The sequence below is a fragment of the Sphingobacterium puteale genome, from assembly GCF_050986225.1.
In the GTDB taxonomy this organism is placed as follows: domain Bacteria; phylum Bacteroidota; class Bacteroidia; order Sphingobacteriales; family Sphingobacteriaceae; genus Sphingobacterium; species Sphingobacterium puteale.
On sequence record NZ_CP158959.1, the window covers coordinates 6,715,564 to 6,732,567 of the forward strand.

16 protein-coding genes are annotated in these 17,004 nt (G+C 38.6%); 13 read left to right on the forward strand and 3 right to left on the reverse strand.

Annotated features, from left to right (window positions below; all coding sequences use genetic code 11):
* Positions 1 to 11: 11 nt before the first annotated feature.
* Positions 12 to 932, reverse strand: coding sequence for a ribosome small subunit-dependent GTPase A (gene rsgA, locus ABTV71_RS27810; RefSeq protein ID WP_433901778.1), 921 nt, complete (start codon positions 930 to 932; stop codon positions 12 to 14).
* A gap of 106 nt (positions 933 to 1,038) precedes the next feature.
* Between rsgA and polA the strand changes: the two genes are divergently transcribed.
* The 11 genes from polA to ABTV71_RS27865 all read left to right on the forward strand — a co-directional run bounded on the left by polA (position 1,039) and on the right by ABTV71_RS27865 (position 14,539).
* On the forward strand, positions 1,039 to 3,843 hold the full coding sequence (gene polA, locus ABTV71_RS27815; protein WP_433901779.1) for a DNA polymerase I: 2,805 nt from the start codon (positions 1,039 to 1,041) through the stop codon (positions 3,841 to 3,843).
* A gap of 7 nt (positions 3,844 to 3,850) precedes the next feature.
* Complete coding sequence (locus tag ABTV71_RS27820; RefSeq protein ID WP_433901780.1) at positions 3,851 to 4,981, forward strand: toxin-antitoxin system YwqK family antitoxin; 1,131 nt, start codon at positions 3,851 to 3,853, stop codon at positions 4,979 to 4,981.
* A gap of 24 nt (positions 4,982 to 5,005) precedes the next feature.
* The gene (locus ABTV71_RS27825; protein WP_121121172.1) at positions 5,006 to 5,659 is read left to right on the forward strand and encodes a phosphatidylserine decarboxylase family protein; all 654 of its coding nucleotides are present in this window, start codon (positions 5,006 to 5,008) and stop codon (positions 5,657 to 5,659) included.
* 62 nt (positions 5,660 to 5,721) lie between these two features.
* On the forward strand, positions 5,722 to 6,759 hold the full coding sequence (locus ABTV71_RS27830) for a sensor histidine kinase (protein ID WP_121121174.1): 1,038 nt from the start codon (positions 5,722 to 5,724) through the stop codon (positions 6,757 to 6,759).
* 90 nt (positions 6,760 to 6,849) lie between these two features.
* Positions 6,850 to 7,497, forward strand: coding sequence for a DUF47 domain-containing protein (locus ABTV71_RS27835; protein ID WP_108634567.1), 648 nt, complete (start codon positions 6,850 to 6,852; stop codon positions 7,495 to 7,497).
* A gap of 37 nt (positions 7,498 to 7,534) precedes the next feature.
* The gene (locus ABTV71_RS27840; RefSeq protein ID WP_108634566.1) at positions 7,535 to 8,545 is read left to right on the forward strand and encodes an inorganic phosphate transporter; all 1,011 of its coding nucleotides are present in this window, start codon (positions 7,535 to 7,537) and stop codon (positions 8,543 to 8,545) included.
* A 201-nt stretch (positions 8,546 to 8,746) separates the two neighbouring features.
* Positions 8,747 to 10,180 (forward strand): OmpA family protein, encoded by a 1,434-nt coding sequence (locus tag ABTV71_RS27845; RefSeq protein ID WP_433901781.1) that lies wholly within the window; start codon positions 8,747 to 8,749, stop codon positions 10,178 to 10,180.
* 183 nt (positions 10,181 to 10,363) lie between these two features.
* On the forward strand, positions 10,364 to 11,776 hold the full coding sequence (locus tag ABTV71_RS27850; protein WP_433901782.1) for a tetratricopeptide repeat protein: 1,413 nt from the start codon (positions 10,364 to 10,366) through the stop codon (positions 11,774 to 11,776).
* A gap of 101 nt (positions 11,777 to 11,877) precedes the next feature.
* Positions 11,878 to 12,636, forward strand: coding sequence for a shikimate dehydrogenase family protein (locus ABTV71_RS27855; protein WP_433901783.1), 759 nt, complete (start codon positions 11,878 to 11,880; stop codon positions 12,634 to 12,636).
* Between the two features lie 28 nt (positions 12,637 to 12,664).
* Positions 12,665 to 13,306 carry an MBL fold metallo-hydrolase gene (locus tag ABTV71_RS27860; protein WP_433901784.1) on the forward strand — a complete coding sequence of 214 codons (642 nt, stop codon included), beginning with the start codon at positions 12,665 to 12,667 and terminating at the stop codon, positions 13,304 to 13,306.
* 3 nt (positions 13,307 to 13,309) lie between these two features.
* Positions 13,310 to 14,539 carry an FtsX-like permease family protein gene (locus tag ABTV71_RS27865; protein ID WP_433901785.1) on the forward strand — a complete coding sequence of 410 codons (1,230 nt, stop codon included), beginning with the start codon at positions 13,310 to 13,312 and terminating at the stop codon, positions 14,537 to 14,539.
* On the opposite strand, the gene ABTV71_RS27870 is transcribed toward ABTV71_RS27865, so the two are convergent.
* A complete protein-coding gene (locus ABTV71_RS27870) occupies positions 14,536 to 15,186 on the reverse strand; it encodes a hypothetical protein (RefSeq protein WP_433901786.1) in 651 nt (216 codons plus the stop codon). The two genes, ABTV71_RS27865 and ABTV71_RS27870, sit on opposite strands and share 4 nt — an antisense overlap.
* Positions 15,187 to 15,243: 57 nt before the next feature.
* On the reverse strand, positions 15,244 to 15,519 hold the full coding sequence (locus ABTV71_RS27875) for a NifU family protein (protein WP_121121188.1): 276 nt from the start codon (positions 15,517 to 15,519) through the stop codon (positions 15,244 to 15,246).
* A 241-nt stretch (positions 15,520 to 15,760) separates the two neighbouring features.
* Here ABTV71_RS27875 and ABTV71_RS27880 point away from each other — a divergent pair, with 241 nt between their 5' ends.
* Both ABTV71_RS27880 and ABTV71_RS27885 read left to right on the forward strand, forming a co-directional pair.
* Complete coding sequence (locus ABTV71_RS27880) at positions 15,761 to 16,690, forward strand: outer membrane protein assembly factor BamD (protein WP_104383443.1); 930 nt, start codon at positions 15,761 to 15,763, stop codon at positions 16,688 to 16,690.
* The gene (locus tag ABTV71_RS27885; RefSeq protein ID WP_121121190.1) at positions 16,674 to 17,003 is read left to right on the forward strand and encodes a DNA-directed RNA polymerase subunit omega; all 330 of its coding nucleotides are present in this window, start codon (positions 16,674 to 16,676) and stop codon (positions 17,001 to 17,003) included. Before ABTV71_RS27880 ends, ABTV71_RS27885 begins: the two co-directional genes overlap by 17 nt.
* The last annotated feature ends 1 nt before the right edge of the window (position 17,004 follow it).

A 17,004-nucleotide genomic window follows, 5' to 3' on the forward strand; every position in this document is an offset into this window, starting at 1 on the left:
CCTCTTCTGTATTAAGCTCTACTATCTTCATTATGATATATACTGAGATAACTATCGTAGCGTGAAGGTTCAATCTTCCCATCCTCCACGGCTTCCATAATAACACAGCCGGGCTCGTTGATATGTCTACAATTATTGAATCGACACTGGTTCATCAACGCGCGCATCTCCGGGAAAAAGTGAGACAGTTCTTGTTTTTCGATATCTACGATTCCCAATTCGCGAATGCCGGGCGTATCAATCAGCTTTCCCCCAAATGGCAAATCAAACATTTCTGCAAATGTCGTTGTATGCTTTCCTTTGTCAGACCAGTCTGAAATTTCACCCGTTTTCAGACCATACTCAGGTACAATTGCGTTGATCAATGTCGATTTACCCACACCAGAATGTCCCGAAACCAATGTAATTTTATCCTGAAGCAGCCCCTTGACAACATCAATATTCTTTCCAGTTAGGGCTGATACCTCATAACACAGATATCCTATTCGTTCATAGATAGCTTTATATTCGGCTAATATCTCTAGCCCCTCATTACTAAAAAGATCGAGTTTATTAAAAATAAGCACCGCTGGTATGCCGTAAGCTTCGGTCGTTACCAAAAAACGGTCGATAAAACCCAAAGAAGTTGGTGGAGAAGCCAAAGTGACCACCAGTAAAGCTTGGTCCAAGTTTGCTCCGATAATTTGCGTTTGTTTGGAAAGATTCACCGACTTTCGGATAATGTAATTGCGACGGGGTTCCAGCTCGCGAATGACAGCACTTTCAAGATCCGGCTCTATATCAAAATGCACCCAATCGCCGACAGCTACCGGATTGGTCGTTTTAATCCCCTTGGTACGAAATTTTCCTTTGATCCGGCAATCATATCTTTTGCCGTCTTCGCCCAAAACCTGATACCAACTACCCGTAGACTTTGTTACCAATCCTCTCATAGAACCTGTTGCATTAAATGTGTCATAGCACAAAAATCGGAAAAATTTATTAAACTTACGGTTTGATGAATTTCTTACCTTTGTAAGGAGACTAAAATTCAATTTTGTGAAAAAACTATTTCTTTTAGATGGAATGGCTCTGATATATAGAGCATATTTTGCATTGAGCAAGACCCCGCGCATCACCTCGACAGGGTTGAATACAGGGGCAATCATGGGATTTACCAATACACTATTGGAGGTATTGAAAAATCAGCAACCTTCTCATATAGCAGTAGTGTTCGACACGGATGCTCCTACCGCACGCCATATTGAATTTGAAGCCTATAAAGCACATCGCGAAAAAATGCCCGAAGACCTTGCGGCATCTATTCCTTATATCTACCGTCTGATTGAAGGATTCAATATCCCGATCATTACAATGGACGGCTATGAAGCGGACGATATCATCGGAACATTGGCGAAAAAAGCAGAACAAGAGAACTTCCAAGTCTACTGTATGACACCGGATAAAGATTTTGGTCAGCTTGTCTCGGACAATATTTTTATTTACAAACCGGCACGCATGGGCAATGGGGCTGAAGTACAAGGCGTCAAAGAAATTCTCGAAAAATGGGAAGTTACCGATGTCTGCCAAGTCATTGATATTTTGGGTCTATGGGGGGATGCTGTAGATAATATCCCGGGAATTCCGGGCATCGGAGAGAAAACGGCAAAGAAACTTGTTCAGGAGTTTGGCTCCGTTGAGGGAATAATAGCCAACGCCGATCAGCTTAAGGGCAAAATGCGTGAAAACGTTGAAAATTTCGCCGAACAGGGACTGATCTCAAAAAAACTAGCAACAATTCTATTGGATGTTCCAGTTGAGCTTAACGAAAAAGCATTGGAACTTGAGGATCCGAATAAAGAGATTCTCGAGCCGCTTTTTGCTGAATTGGAATTTAGAACGCTCGGGAAAAGAGTATTTGGAGAAGAATTCTCCATCCTTGAGAAAAGTGCTCCTGTAAATGGGCAGATGGATTTATTTGCTTTACAGACAACAACTATAACCACAAGTACAGCTATAGAAATAGAAGCATCTCATGAAAATATTGTTCTAAACAATATCCATAATACGACACACGAATACATGTTAGTAGATACTCGTGATGAACAAGAAAAACTTGCCAAGGAGCTAACCACAAAGGACAGCTTTTGCTTTGATACTGAAACAACAGGATTAGACGCGAATCTTGCTGATATTGTCGGACTTTCTTTTTCGTTTGAAACAGGAAGAGCATATTATATCCCTACACCAGCTAATCGGGAAGAAGCACAGCGAATCGTCGACATCTTTAAACCAGTGCTTGAAAATCCGGCCATTGAAAAGATAGGTCAGAATATCAAATACGATATTCTCTTATTGGCAAGATATGGCGTTAAGGTTCAGGGGACCTTATTCGATACCATGCTGGCGCATTACCTCATTGACCCCGATACGCGGCATGGCATGGATGTACTTGCAGAGAACTATCTAAATTACACCCCAGTCTCCATTACTGAACTCATTGGAGAAAAAGGGAAAAAGCAAGGAAATATGCGGGATGTTGATTTCGAAAAAATCAAAGAATATGCAGCAGAAGATGCGGACATTACTTTGCAGCTCAAAAACATTTTTCATCCCCTTTTGGTAGAAACGGACACCTTAAAATTGGCTCAGGATGTAGAATTCCCACTTGTATACGTGCTTGCGGAAATAGAACGCAATGGCGTAAAAGTGGATGTCACTGCCCTTGCTGAATTTTCCAAAACATTGGAACAGGACATTAAGGACCTAGAGCATGCTATATTTGAAAAGGCAGGAGTTAATTTTAATATTGCATCTCCGAAACAATTAGGTGAAATACTGTTCGATAAACTCCGTTTGGATCCAAAGGCAAAAAAAACAAAAACAGGGCAATATAAAACGGGAGAAGATGTTCTATTAGCGTTAGCGCACAAATCGGACATCGTTCAGGATATTTTGAATTTTAGACAATTACAGAAATTAAAATCAACTTATGTAGATTCATTACCGGAGCTGATCAATCCAGAAACTGGTCTGATTCATACATCCTACAATCAAGCCGTCGCAGCCACTGGCCGCCTGAGCTCTACCAATCCCAATTTGCAGAATATTCCGATTCGCACGGAAAGAGGCCGGGAGGTGAGAAAAGCATTTATACCGCGTTCGGAGGACCATGTGATCTTATCCGCTGATTATTCACAGATTGAATTGCGCCTAATTGCGGAATTGAGTAAAGATCAAAATATGCTGGAAGCCTTTAATCAAGGCCATGATATCCACCGTGCTACGGCAGCAAAAGTGTATAATATGGCTTTTGATGAAGTGACATCAGAACAACGGCGAAACGCGAAGGCCGTAAACTTTGGGATTATTTATGGTCAATCCGCCTTTGGTCTATCCCAAAATCTAGGTATCTCACGCAAAGAAGCAGCGGACATTATCAATGAATACTTCAACCAATATACGGGTATAAAGAAGTATATGAGCGATGCTGTTGAATTTGCGAAAGAGAAAGGTTACGTTGAAACAATTTTAAAGCGTAGACGTTATTTGAGAGATATTAATTCGGCAAACATGACGGTTCGTGGATTTGCTGAACGAAATGCGATCAATGCACCGATTCAGGGCTCAGCAGCAGATTTAATCAAGATTGCTATGATTGCGATACAAAAAGAAATCGAACAACAGGGACTCACGGGTAAAATGATTATGCAGGTACATGATGAACTGGTCTTTGATGTTCCGAAACAAGAAATCGAAGCTTTCAAAAGCATTATTCTGGATAAAATGACAAATGCCATAAAAACCACAGTTCCATTGGTTGTCGAAATCGGAGAAGGTAAAAATTGGCTTGAGGCACATTAATTTTGTTATGACTAAAAAAATCATTTATTTATTATTGTTCTTATCGTCGTACTGCTTTACGACTATTCAAGCACAAGAAGATAAACCCGTATTTTACGAAAAATTAGATCAGGGATTGATTCGTTTCCATTTTGATAAATATTATTATCTGGCAGCAAAAGACTGCGAATTCAAATCAATTGAACGCGTTAGCAAATTTGATTTCACAAAACAGATTTTTGATGGGGAATTCCGTGACTTTGCGCCCAATGGTGGTCGTATGCTGGTTGGCAATTATAAGGAGGGAAAAAAAGAAGGCCTTTTTCAGGCTTTTCACCCAAATGGTGTGCTGAAATGGGAGATAAATTTTAAAGACAACTATCCTGTTGGCGATTGGAAATATTATTATCCCGATGGTAAACCGTTATTGACGATCTCCTATGGTGATTTTGGTTATTTCATCAAAGATTACTGGGATAACCGGGGAAAACAGGAAGTTGTTGAAGGTGAAGGAAACTATGAATTTGCAATACCTTTTGAAGGCTTCACTGAATTTGGTTACGATTTTTATCTTCGCAAAGGTAAAGTAAAAGGTGGTAAACCGCAGGGAAATTGGAACACCTACTTTTACAATGTGGGGCAGCAACCCATTTACGCAATGACACAACGATTTGCCAATGGGAAAATCACCACAACCTACGATGATAATGGAGAACTCCCAAGCGAAGATTTTCAGTCGTTGAGTATTTTGCCCTACGACTATTTTGTCCGTGCAGAATTATTACAGAGTAAATCCTGTAATTTTGATGACTATTCAAATTTCTATACGTTTCTTGCCAAACGCTTTACCGATGGCTTCAATAAAAGTGGAATTGAAGTTACCGGCCAATTAAACTTTTCCTACGACGTTGAGGTCAAGAAAACAGGGATAGCCAATTTACGGAGTCTTAAATTGAATGTAAACTCAGATAATGAAAACTATCTTAATATTTTGAATCGCATTGCCAAAAGCATAGATTTTTATTTCCCTACCTACAAACAAGATAAACCTCAGGACGATACGATTAAAGTTTCTGGAAGTGTTGCAACAGCAGGTGATGGAAATGTCTATACGCATTCAATTAAAATTGAAAGAGAAATCGACAATTCGAGTAAATAATTATCTTTGCAGAAATAAATAGATATGAAATTCCATAAAGAAGGATATACCACCTTAGCGATTGCTATACTTATTATCTTTATCATCAATGCCGTTGCGGATTATTATGATGCGTCACAGTATGTAAAATGGTTTATATATGCCCTTTCGGCATTCCTATTCATCACTGTTGTCCAGTTTTTTAGAAGCCCCAAGAAAGTCGTTAGTCCACAAGATGGTACAATCTTATGCCCCGCAGATGGAAAAGTTGTAGTTATCGAAGAAACCGAAGAAAACGAGTATTTTCATGACAGAAGGATACAGGTCTCCATTTTCATGTCTCCTGTCAATGTGCATGTGAATCGAAACCCCATCAGTGGTCTGGTCACTTTTTTCAAATACCATCCGGGAAAATTTTTGGTTGCCTGGCATCCAAAATCCTCTACAGATAACGAAAGAACGACTGTCGTGGTGAAAGACAACGCAGGCAGAGAAGTTCTTTTCCGTCAAATCGCCGGCGCATTGGCCCGTCGCATTGTCTGGTATGTAAAAGAAAATGATCAGGTCGTTCAAGGAACCGAGTTCGGTTTTATCAAATTTGGTTCGCGTGTCGATCTATTTCTACCGCTGGGAACAGAAATCAATGTGAATATTGGCGATAAAGTTACTGGGGCCAAGACCATTATCGGAAAATTTTAACAATTTATTAATACCATAATAAGTAACTTAGGCTCCAATTAGGGGCCTTTTTTATTCAACAGATGAATTTTAGACAATTATTATTGGCAAACTCCGCTGGCGTTGGTATCGCAATATCCACCATCAGCTTCTATTATAAACATGATCTTCAGACCGCGCTGATTATATTTTTTGTTGCACTTGTGGTCTGCTTTCTTCTATTCAATTATCTGTTCGAGAAATACATCTATCGCCGTCTCAACACCATGTATAAGCTAATTCACAACCTCAAGCTCGGCAAGGACCTTAAAGATGCAATTGGTGAACACGTCAGTGAAGATCCCATCACAGATGCCGAGAACGATGTCAAAGCCTGGGCGAAAGATAAAAAAAATGAAATTGAACAATTAAAATCTCAGGAGAAATTTCGGCGTGAATTCCTATCCAATATCTCACATGAATTCAAAACGCCCCTCTTTGCCACCCAAGGTTACATCGAAACCCTGCAAGATGGATTAATGGAGGAGGATATGGAAATGGCAAAAAATTTCTTGGACAAAGCAGCACGCAACCTCGACAGATTAAATTACCTGATTCAGGATTTAGATGAAATATCCAAACTGGAATCTGGCAAAATGGTCTTGAATATAGAAAAATTTGATATTGTAGACCTGATCAAAGACACTTCGTATTCATTGGAAGACAAAGCCAAACAGCACAATATCAAAATCGAGTTCAAACCCAAGGCCGGGACACCACATTGGGTCAAAGCCGACCGCAATAAAATACATCAAGTACTATATAATCTGATAGACAACTCACTCAAATACGGAAAAGAAGGCGGGACCACGAAAATAAAAATTTTCCCACTTTTTGAGCAAGTACTCATAGAAATCACAGACGATGGATACGGCATCGAAGAAAAGAACCTCAACCGGGTATTCGAACGATTCTTTCGAACAGACAAAAGCAGATCTAGAGATATTGGCGGATCCGGCTTAGGTCTCGCTATTGTAAAACATATTATTGAAGCCCATCAGCAGAATGTAAATGTGCGCAGTACCGAGGGTATTGGAACCACTTTTGGCTTTACTTTACAAAAAGTTCAGACTGGAGATTAAACAATTGATGACACTTTTGTGTTTAAACAAAACCAATGTTAACATTAACTTAACATTAGGGTATTATTTTTGCAAAAATAAATTTAAGATATGTCTTTAAATAGCATTTTTCAATACTTCGTTCCAAAGGACAAAAAATTCTTCCCTTTGTTTGAACAAGCAGGCAACAATTTGATCGAAATGTCTCAATTGTTAAAAGATATTGTTAACTCAAACAATCCCGAAAAGAAGAAGGAGTTCACACGCAAGATGGAAGACTTGGAGCACAGAGGCGACAACATCACCCATCAAATTCATTTGGAACTAGGCAAAAACTTTATAACTCCTTTTGACCGTGAAGATATACACTCACTGGCAAGTTCATTGGATGATGTAGCGGACTTTATACATGGCGCTGCCAACAGAATGGATTTATACAAAGTAGAAAAAGCAACAGAGCCAATGATCGAAATCGCGGATCTATTGGTAGAAGCCACGGAGCATGTCTCAAAAGCAATCCACGAACTTCGTGACTTAAAAAACATTCGCAACATTACTGATTCGTGCGTACGTATCAATAGTGTTGAAAACAAAGCAGACTATATTTTTGACAAAGCGGTGGCTGATCTTTTTGAATTTGAAAAAGATGCGATCTCACTGATCAAACACAAAGAGGTATTATCCGCAATGGAAGATGCAACAGACAAATGCGAGGATGTTGCTAACGTCTTAGAAAGTATTCTGGTTAAAAACGCATAATCATTCGATCATTAGTGCATAAAAATTCTACGAGATTATGATGTCAACATTACTCGTTGTTGTGATTGTCCTAGCGATTGCATTTGACTACATCAATGGATTCCATGATGCCGCCAACTCAATTGCGACAGTTGTATCAACAAAAGTTCTCACACCGGCAATGGCTGTATTATGGGCTGCCATATTCAACTTTGCTGCTTATTTCTACTTTACAGACCATAAAGTGGCCAACACCATTGCCAAAACGGTACTGGAAGAATATATTACCCTTGAGGTCATCTTTGCGGGCTTACTCGCAGCAATTGGCTGGAACTTGTTTACCTGGTATTACGGAGTACCATCAAGTTCATCACATACTTTGATTGGAGGGTTTGCGGGATCAGGAATGGCCTATGCTTTCATTCTTGGAGCAGATCCTATTCATGCCATTAATATCGACGCGACTTTAAAAATTATCGCTTTCATTGTTCTGGCCCCAATCATTGGTATGACCATATCCATTATCATTACGCTCATAGTAATCAACTTGGCGAAAAACTCCCGTCCTAGTGTTGCCGAAAAATGGTTTAAAGTATTACAGTTGGTTTCTTCGGCAGGCTTGAGTTTTGCCCATGGAGGTAATGACGCACAAAAGGTAATGGGTATTATCCTTGTAGCCATGGTCGCTGGCGGTTATATGGAAAACACGGAACATATGCCTGAATGGATTCCATTGACTTGTTACGCAGCAATTGCAGCCGGAACAATGAGTGGTGGCTGGAAAATTGTGAAAACAATGGGAACGAAAATTACGAAAGTAACACCATTAGAAGGGGTATGTGCCGAATCTGCGGGAGCCGTTACCTTAGGGATAACCGAACATTTCGGGATTCCGGCATCTACAACACACACAATCACAGGTGCCATTATCGGTGTCGGTGTTGTCAAGCGTGTATCGGCTGTCCGCTGGGGAGTTACCATCAGTTTATTATGGGCTTGGATACTGACAATTCCGGTGTCGGCTTTGCTTGGCGGGCTGTCTTTAGTTATCGTTCATTATTTACTTTAGAAAGAATTTCTTAATTTTTTTCTTAAAGCTATTGAAACAAAACAAAAATTTGGTACTTTCGTACCGGATTTTTGTTTTGTTGTTTCACATTAAATACTTAATTTAGTACAAAATATAGCAAAAACAAAAATTTAACATAATTTTAAGACTTTGGCACGGCAATTGTACTGTTCCATGTGTTAAGACAAGAGAATTTAAAGTTTGAAAACAATTAAAATTAATAATAACCTTAAAAACAAGAGTATGAACTATTCTACAATTAAAAAAACAGCTGTTGCTGCTACATTAGTTGCCGCTTTAGGTTTCGCTGATACAGCACAAGCTCAACAAGTATTCGGTGGTAGATCACAATACAGAACTTGGTCTATCGGAGTTCAAGGCGGTATCACTACTCCTAATGCTTTAATTGGTGGTAACAATAACTTCGGTCAAAAAGTTGGTTACTTTCAAAACAAAGTTGGTGAGTACTATGGTTTGACAGTACGTAAACAATTCTCTCACCTTTTCGGTTTAGAAGTTGAAGCGAACCGTGGTAAGATCAAAACTTATAACCATGATGAGTCTGGTCCTGCTTTCGAAGCTGGTTCTGGTTCAAATTTAGGTCGCGCTCAATCAGCTGAAACTAAAGTAAACTGGGCTGCTAGCTTAAACGGTGTATTCCAATTGGGTACTATTGACTTCTTGAGAAGAGAAAATGCAGTTAATTTCTATGCTAAAGTAGGTATTGGTACATTCGCTTACAATCCTATCCAGTACTCTAACAATGAGTTCGGTGGAACTGTTGTTTATGATCAAAAATGGGGTGAAGACGTATTAGGGGATCGTTCTCCTTCCAACCCACGCGACAAAGATTACCGTTTAGGTATGATCGTTCCAGTAGGTGTTGGTGCTAAATTCAAATTATCTGAAGTTGTTGCCTTAAACTTAGGTTACACAATGAACTTCACGGATGAGGCATTATTGTACGGACCTGGTAGAAACGGAACTACAAAACAACGTTTCGCTAACGTATACGGTGGTTTAGAATTCACTTTAGGTTCAAAAGACAAACAAAACTTGACTTTTGCTAACCCAGTTGCTACAATGTATGATGAATTGAAAGATCCTTCATTGAGAAACGAAGTTGAAGCATTGAAACAACGTGTAAGCACTTTAGAAGGTACTGTTAACACATTAAGCGCTGATGCTGATGGTGACGGTGTATCTGACAAATTTGATAAATGTCCTAACACGCCAGCTGGTACTCCAGTAGACGGTTCAGGATGTCCTATCAAATTCCCAGAGCCAGTTGTTAACAATGTAACTTCTAACGGTTACTATGCTCCAATTCAATTTGAATTTGACAGCTCAGTGTTGAAAACTGAATCTTACTCAACTTTAGACAAATTGGCAAAAGAAGTACGTGATAACAATTCATCTGTAACTTTAGACGGTTATGCATCTGCAGAAGGTTCTGAAGCTTACAACTTGACTTTGTCTAAAGACCGTGCTAACTCTGTAAAACAATATTTAGTAAATGCTGGTGTTTCTTCATCAAGCATCACTGCTAACGGTTACGGAGAGAAAAACCCAGTTGCTTCTAATTCAACTGAAGAAGGTCGTGTTCAAAACCGTCGTGTTGAGATCAAAAAATAATCGTATATAAAATTTATACCATTATATTAAAAGCCGGCTCTAGAGCCGGCTTTTTTATTTTGACAGTATTTATCCTTAACTTTGTGGATGATATCCAATTTGTGGAAAATTTGTTCAAGCAAATTAGATAAGAAATTAGTATTTTGATTTAAGGAACAGAATACTGGTTTTAAACTTTTGAGAATGGAAGAGGATTTTGAATTTGAAAACCCCGAAGAAAGAAAAATCTCGGTGGACAGATATGAGGAAATGCTTCGAAACGAGGATCAGTATTTTTTTGACTCCAAGGCTTTCGAAGGAATAATAGACTACTACGCTGAAAAAAATGACCCTGTAAAGGCTTTACAAGTAACAGAATTTGCGATAAGCCAACATCCTTTTGATATTACCTTCCTGTTGAAGCAGGCCCAATTGTTTTCAACAATTCAGCAATACCGGAATGCATTGGCTGCCTTGGACAAGGCGGAACTACTGGAGGCTTCAGAAGGCGATATATTTTTGATTAGAGGCGGTATACTGGGAAGCATAGGACAGTTTGATGAAGCATTGGATCAGCTATTCAAAGCATTGCCCTTATTGGACAATAAGGATGAAGTCTACTTTCATGTTGCGATGATTTTTCAGGCGCAAATGAATTATGACAAAGCTATTGTCTATTTAAAGAAAGCGCTTGAACTTAATATGGACTATCAGGAAGCTCTCTATGAGCTGGCTTATTGCTATGATGTGCTTGACAGACAAGAAGAAAGTATATCTTTTTATAAAAAATATATTGACTCCGATCCGTATTCGTATTATGCCTGGTATAATTTGGGTAACTCTTATCATAAAATCAGCAAATTCGAAGAAGCATTGGACGCTTATGACTATGCCATATTGATCAAAGAAGACTTCTCGTCGGCTTATTTCAACAAAGGAAATGCACTTGTCAACTTAGACCGCTACCAGGAAGCGTTGGATGTCTATAAACAAACCTTCGAATATGAGCAGCCTAGCGCCGACACGTATTGTGCCATAGGGGAATGCTACGAAAAGCTCGAACAAATGGAAGAAGCTCGAAACTACTATAAAAAAGCCGTGAAGCTAGATGCCGAACTAGCGGATGCCTGGTTTGGTATCGGAGTTACACTGGATTTTGAAGAACGTTATTTTGAATCGCTTCATTTCTACAAAAAAGCTTTGGAACTGGAAGACACAAATCCAGATTACTGGTTCGCCATCGCAGATGCAAGGTATAAACTACAGCAAATTGATCAAGCTGAGGAAGCTTATAAGAAAGTTGTTGCACTAAATCCATCCGATATTGATGCTTGGCTAGATTATTCGTCTATCCTATTCGAACAGAGCAAAATGGATGAAGCCATCAATGTGATGTCGGATGCGATCACACAAAATCCTGAAGCAGCGGAATTATACTATCGTGTAGTGGCTTATCTATTTGCTAATGGACAATACAATGAAGCTTTAAACTTTTTGGAATTAGGCTTAGCTACAAATCCCGAAAAGCATTACATTCTCTTTGACTACCTCCCCCAATTACAGGGAAATCAAATCATTACTGAGATTGTAAAAAAATACACAAAACCAAAAAATTAAAACAGGAAACAGATAGGTATACCCTTTGGCAATCTTTCAGATTTAACTGAAGGTATATAATTAGATTGAGCGTACACCTCAAAGAAATATTAAACCATTCGATGAAAAAATTAGGTCTGATAGGATATCCGCTGGGGCATTCATTTTCCAAGAAATATTATTTAGAAAAATTTGAAAAGGAACGTATTGAACATATAGATTATGATCTATATCCAATTGAACGCATAACAGATTTCCCCCCAATTTTTTCGAATAAGGACTTCTATGGAGTAAATGTTACTATTCCCTATAAAATAGAAGTCATGGATTATCTTGACGAACTGTCAGAAGAGGCCGAGGCCATACAGGCAGTAAACTGTATCCGTATTCGGCACCTACCTGACGGCAGGCCCCATCTTAAAGGTTACAATACGGATGCTTATGGCTTTGAAGCTTCACTAAAACCACTTTTGGTTCCTCACGATAAAAAGGCCCTGATTCTAGGAAACGGAGGAGCGGCAAAAGCAGTAACTTATGCTTTGGATCAATTAGGCATCACATACAAACTTGTGAGCAGAACCAAACAAATAGACAACTATACCTATGATGAGTTGGATGCCTCAATATTAGCTGATTATACATTAATTATCAACTGTTCTCCCGTAGGCACTTTTCCCAATATAGCAGAATTTCCTCGCTTACCTTATGAATATATAAATGATCGTCATTTGCTTTATGATCTTATCTATAATCCAGAAGAGACAACCTTCCTAAAGAAAGGCAAAGAAAAAGGTGCTCGAACTAAAAATGGGTATGAAATGCTACTGCTTCAGGCAGAGAAGAATTGGGAAATTTGGAATAGCGAATCTTTCTCTATTTAGAGAGCAATAAAAAATGTAATTTTACCATATGCTAACGATCAGAACATTCACATTTAATCCATACCAAGAAAACACTTACGTATTATATAATGAGCAGAGAAATGCCATTATTATCGATCCTGGGATGTATGGTGAAAAAGAGCAGTCCGAGTTTTTGACATTTGTCGATCAACATAATCTCAACCCCCAATCGTTATTGAATACGCATTGCCATATTGATCATGTTTTGGGCAATTATTTCATTCATGAGAGGTTTGGTCTTCTTCCTAAATTTCACGAGGGTGAACTACCTATTTTGGTAGCGGTTCAGAACTATGCTCCTCAAATGGGATTCCGTTATGACATTTCTCCTATTGGAGAAGCATTTTTAAATGATGGAGACAATATCCAGTTAGACAATGACGAATTAGAAGTGATCTTAGCGCCCGGTCATTCACCTGCTCATATCTGCTTCTATTCTGCTGCACAAAAATTTTTAATCGGTGGGGACGTGCTTTTCCGCAACAGCATTGGCCGTACTGACCTCCCCGGAGGGAACCATCAGCAACTTTTGGATAGCATCAAACAAAGACTCTATACGCTACCGGATGATACTGTTGTCTATCCTGGTCATGGTCCATCAACAACAATAGGATTTGAAAAGAACTCCAATCCATTCATACAAGGATAAGATATGAACCTGCCTCTTCTATTTGCCAAAAGATACCTCTTTTCAAAAAAATCGGTCAACGCAATCAATATCATTTCGTCAATTAGTGTGATCGGGGTTATGGTAAGTAGTGCAGCATTGATTATACTCTTATCCTCATTCAATGGCATGGAGGAACTGATTCTATCTATGTATGGTAAATTCGCTCCTGAAATAAAAATAGAGCCTCACAGAGGAAAGCTTTTTACAACAAATAAACCGATTTTTAATGAGCTTCGAAAAGATACAAATGTAGTTCATTATACTGAAGTTCTAGAGGAAAAAGTATTACTTCAATATGCAAATCGACAATATATTTCAACGATAAAAGGAGTCGAACCTCAATCGCTCAATAAAAGCATTGGCGATAGTATACTCGTGGACGGAGCTTACCGACTCATGCAAGACTCGACCAATTTAGCTATACTTGGAGCAAGCGTTCAAGCCAATCTTGGTATATCCATGCAAAATGAACCCGAACTAATCCAGGTTTACTCACCGAGAAAAGGAGTCAAAAACAGCTCCAACCCTGCAGAAGAATTTAATATTAGAACTATCAGCCCCAGTGGAGTTCTTAGATATCAACAGGACTTCGATAATTTTATTATTACACCCATTTCATTCGCCAAAGAAGTGCTCGGCGAATATGATCGGGTTTCATCCATCGAATTCTATCTGAAGACAGGTACTAATATTAAATTATTTGAACAAAATCTTCAAAAAAAGTTAGGCACAGATTACATCGTTAAAAACCGCGAAGAACAAAATCCAACGTTATATAAAAACGTGCGTGTAGAGAGATGGGTTGTGTTTTTTATATTAACATTAATTAGTGTTATCGCCATTTTCAATATTGTTGGTTCATTGACAATGTTGGTATTGGACAAACAAAAAGACATGACAGTCTTAAAAAGTCTAGGCGGAAATAACAATTTAATTCAGCGTATTTTCTTTTATGAAGGACTAATGATAGCAATTATCGGTTGCGTTTTGGGTTTATTGATCGGTGCAATATTTAATTATATTCAGTCGACCTATGGTATTATACGAGTTGAAGATGGAGCGAACACAATTTTAGACAGTTATCCCATGGTCAGCAGATGGAGTGACTATGCCTTGGTATTCACTACTGTTACCGGTATTTCAGGTTTAGTGTCCTATTTCTCTGCAAAAGTGAGCGTAAAAGAGCTGAACAAACTAAAAGCAACGGATTAATAGCGTGCACTTTTGGAACGGCTTTGGCTACCTTTCGTAATTTGTTGAATTAAACTCCCCCAAGCAAAAGGATTTAACAATGGGTTTGCATAACGCTGGTTGATAACTTTATTATTCATTGTGTTAAAACTCTGTGCGTTATTGATCGAGCGCATTTCATTGCCGTCGCGAGGTACGACAGCCGCCATGGCGGACAACGATTCATAGGAGAGCGATCTTCTTGCACGGACTATATTATCTTCAGATACATCCAGATTCATAAATGCAATATTAAATTCTTCGATACTTGCCCAAGGATAGGGGGTTACCATTGGCAATTCAGTTACCAAATTTTGCATGACGATATTAGCGGTATATTTGTCGCCGGAAACTTCAGGAATAGTTATGGTAAGTGGATCGAATCCGACGGAAGTAAAACGAATTGTATCCCCCACGTGAGCCACAAAAGAAAAATAGCCCTCATTATTCGCAGCAACCGCCTCGTTACGGAAAGATAAGTTGGTTACTGTGGCATAACCAACAGGAAGCCCGGATCCCACGGTAGTTACAATACCGGAATATTGAATAATCTTCTTTTCTTGCGCTTTCAAAACCGAAGAGTCAAAAAATATAGATAGAACTAATAATATAGGGATCAGCAACTTCATAGAACAAATTTACACAAAACCGGCTGAGTTAGCCGTTAAATTGTGTTAATAGATAAACTAATTGACCGAGGGCATCGTCGCATCAGGAGAGTCCGGATCGGTAAGGTTGATGGCTTCTACCGCAGTAACCTCTGGTACAGCTTTCTTGATCGCTTGCTCCAATCCCGCTTTAAAAGTCATGATGCTCATTGAACATGAAGCACAGGCGCCCAATAGTTTTAATCGCACGACATTATCTGCTGTAATCTCTTCAACACTCACATTTCCGCCATCAGTTTCCAAATAAGGTCTCAAGGTATCCAATGCTTGCTCCACTTTTTCTTTTAAAGTCATACTCTTTATTAAATTCATTGATTGTATATGTAAAGATAATCAAATATTTTAAAATCTGTATTTTTCCTCTTCATACGCAAGAGAAAAACAACAAGATCATGACAATACCGCTACTAAATTGCATTCAACGAGTTAAAGAATGTTAATAAAAAATGTTGTTTTTGGGATCAAATAATTATTAAACTATATTGCACAGTAAAATTTAATTGATTAGTATAACAAATTCACTTATCTTTGTAAAATGTTTTTAAATAGGCGTATAGCGGCTATCTGTGCCGGCATGATGTTTCTATTGGTGTTTACCGGTTGCAAGAGTAAATTTGAGAAATTGCGCGCAAGCAATAATATAGCTCAAAAGTATGAAGAAGCCGTAAAACTATATGAGAAAAAGAAATATACAAAGGCATTAGTTTTGTTTGATGACTTGCGGACAAAATTCCGCGGACAAGCTGAAGCAGAAAATATCTACTACTATTTGGCTTTTGCCAATTACCGTCTCAAAGATTATACTTCAGCGGCATATCACTTTAAGGACTTTGCTGATGTTTACCCGAATAGCGCGCGGGCAGAAGAATGTCGTTTCATGCATGCTTATTGTTACTATTTGGATTCACCCCGGTCAACACTGGATCAGGCAAACACGAAGAAGGCAATAGATGCCCTACAGCTTTTTGTCAACCTGTATCCCGAATCTGAACGATCTAAAGAAGCTGCAGATCTTATCCAAAAATTACGGGACAAACTCGAGCTTAAGGCTTTTGCCAATGCTAGGCTCTACTATGACATGGGATTGAATGATGATTATAGAGCCGCTGTCATTGCGTTACAAAATGTACTAAAAGAATATCCCGATACAAAATATGCTGAAGAAATTGAATTCCTAACGCTAAAAGCACAATACATCTTCGCTTCGAAAAGTATTCTGCAAAAACAGGAAAGCAGATATGACGAAACATTGGATTATTACCGTAGCTTTGCTAGCGCTTATCCCAATAGCAAACATATGAAAGAAGCGGAATCTATCCGTGAAGATTCGGAAAAAGGAATTAAAACAGCTGCTTCTCACATGAAAGAATATAACAAAGCGGTAGCTGAGCAAGAAGCTTATATAAAAGAACAAAAAGCGAAAAAAGAAAAAGAAAATACCCAAAAAGATGAGTCAAAAAAATAACAATTCAATTCCAAATTCTACAGTTACACGTGACTTAAGAAAATTGGACAAAGGAACTGACAATATCTATGAGTCCATTGTAGTTATTTCTAAACGCGCAAATCAAATTGCAGTAGATATTAAAGAAGAACTAAACGGAAAACTTGCTGAGTTTGCAAGCAATAACGATAACTTGGAAGAGGTATTCGAAAACCGCGAACAAATAGAGATTTCTAAACACTACGAGCGCATGCCCAAACCTACTTTGGTAGCAATCGATGAGTTTTTACATGACAAAGTGTACTACAGAAATCCCTCGAAAGAGCAAGACTAAT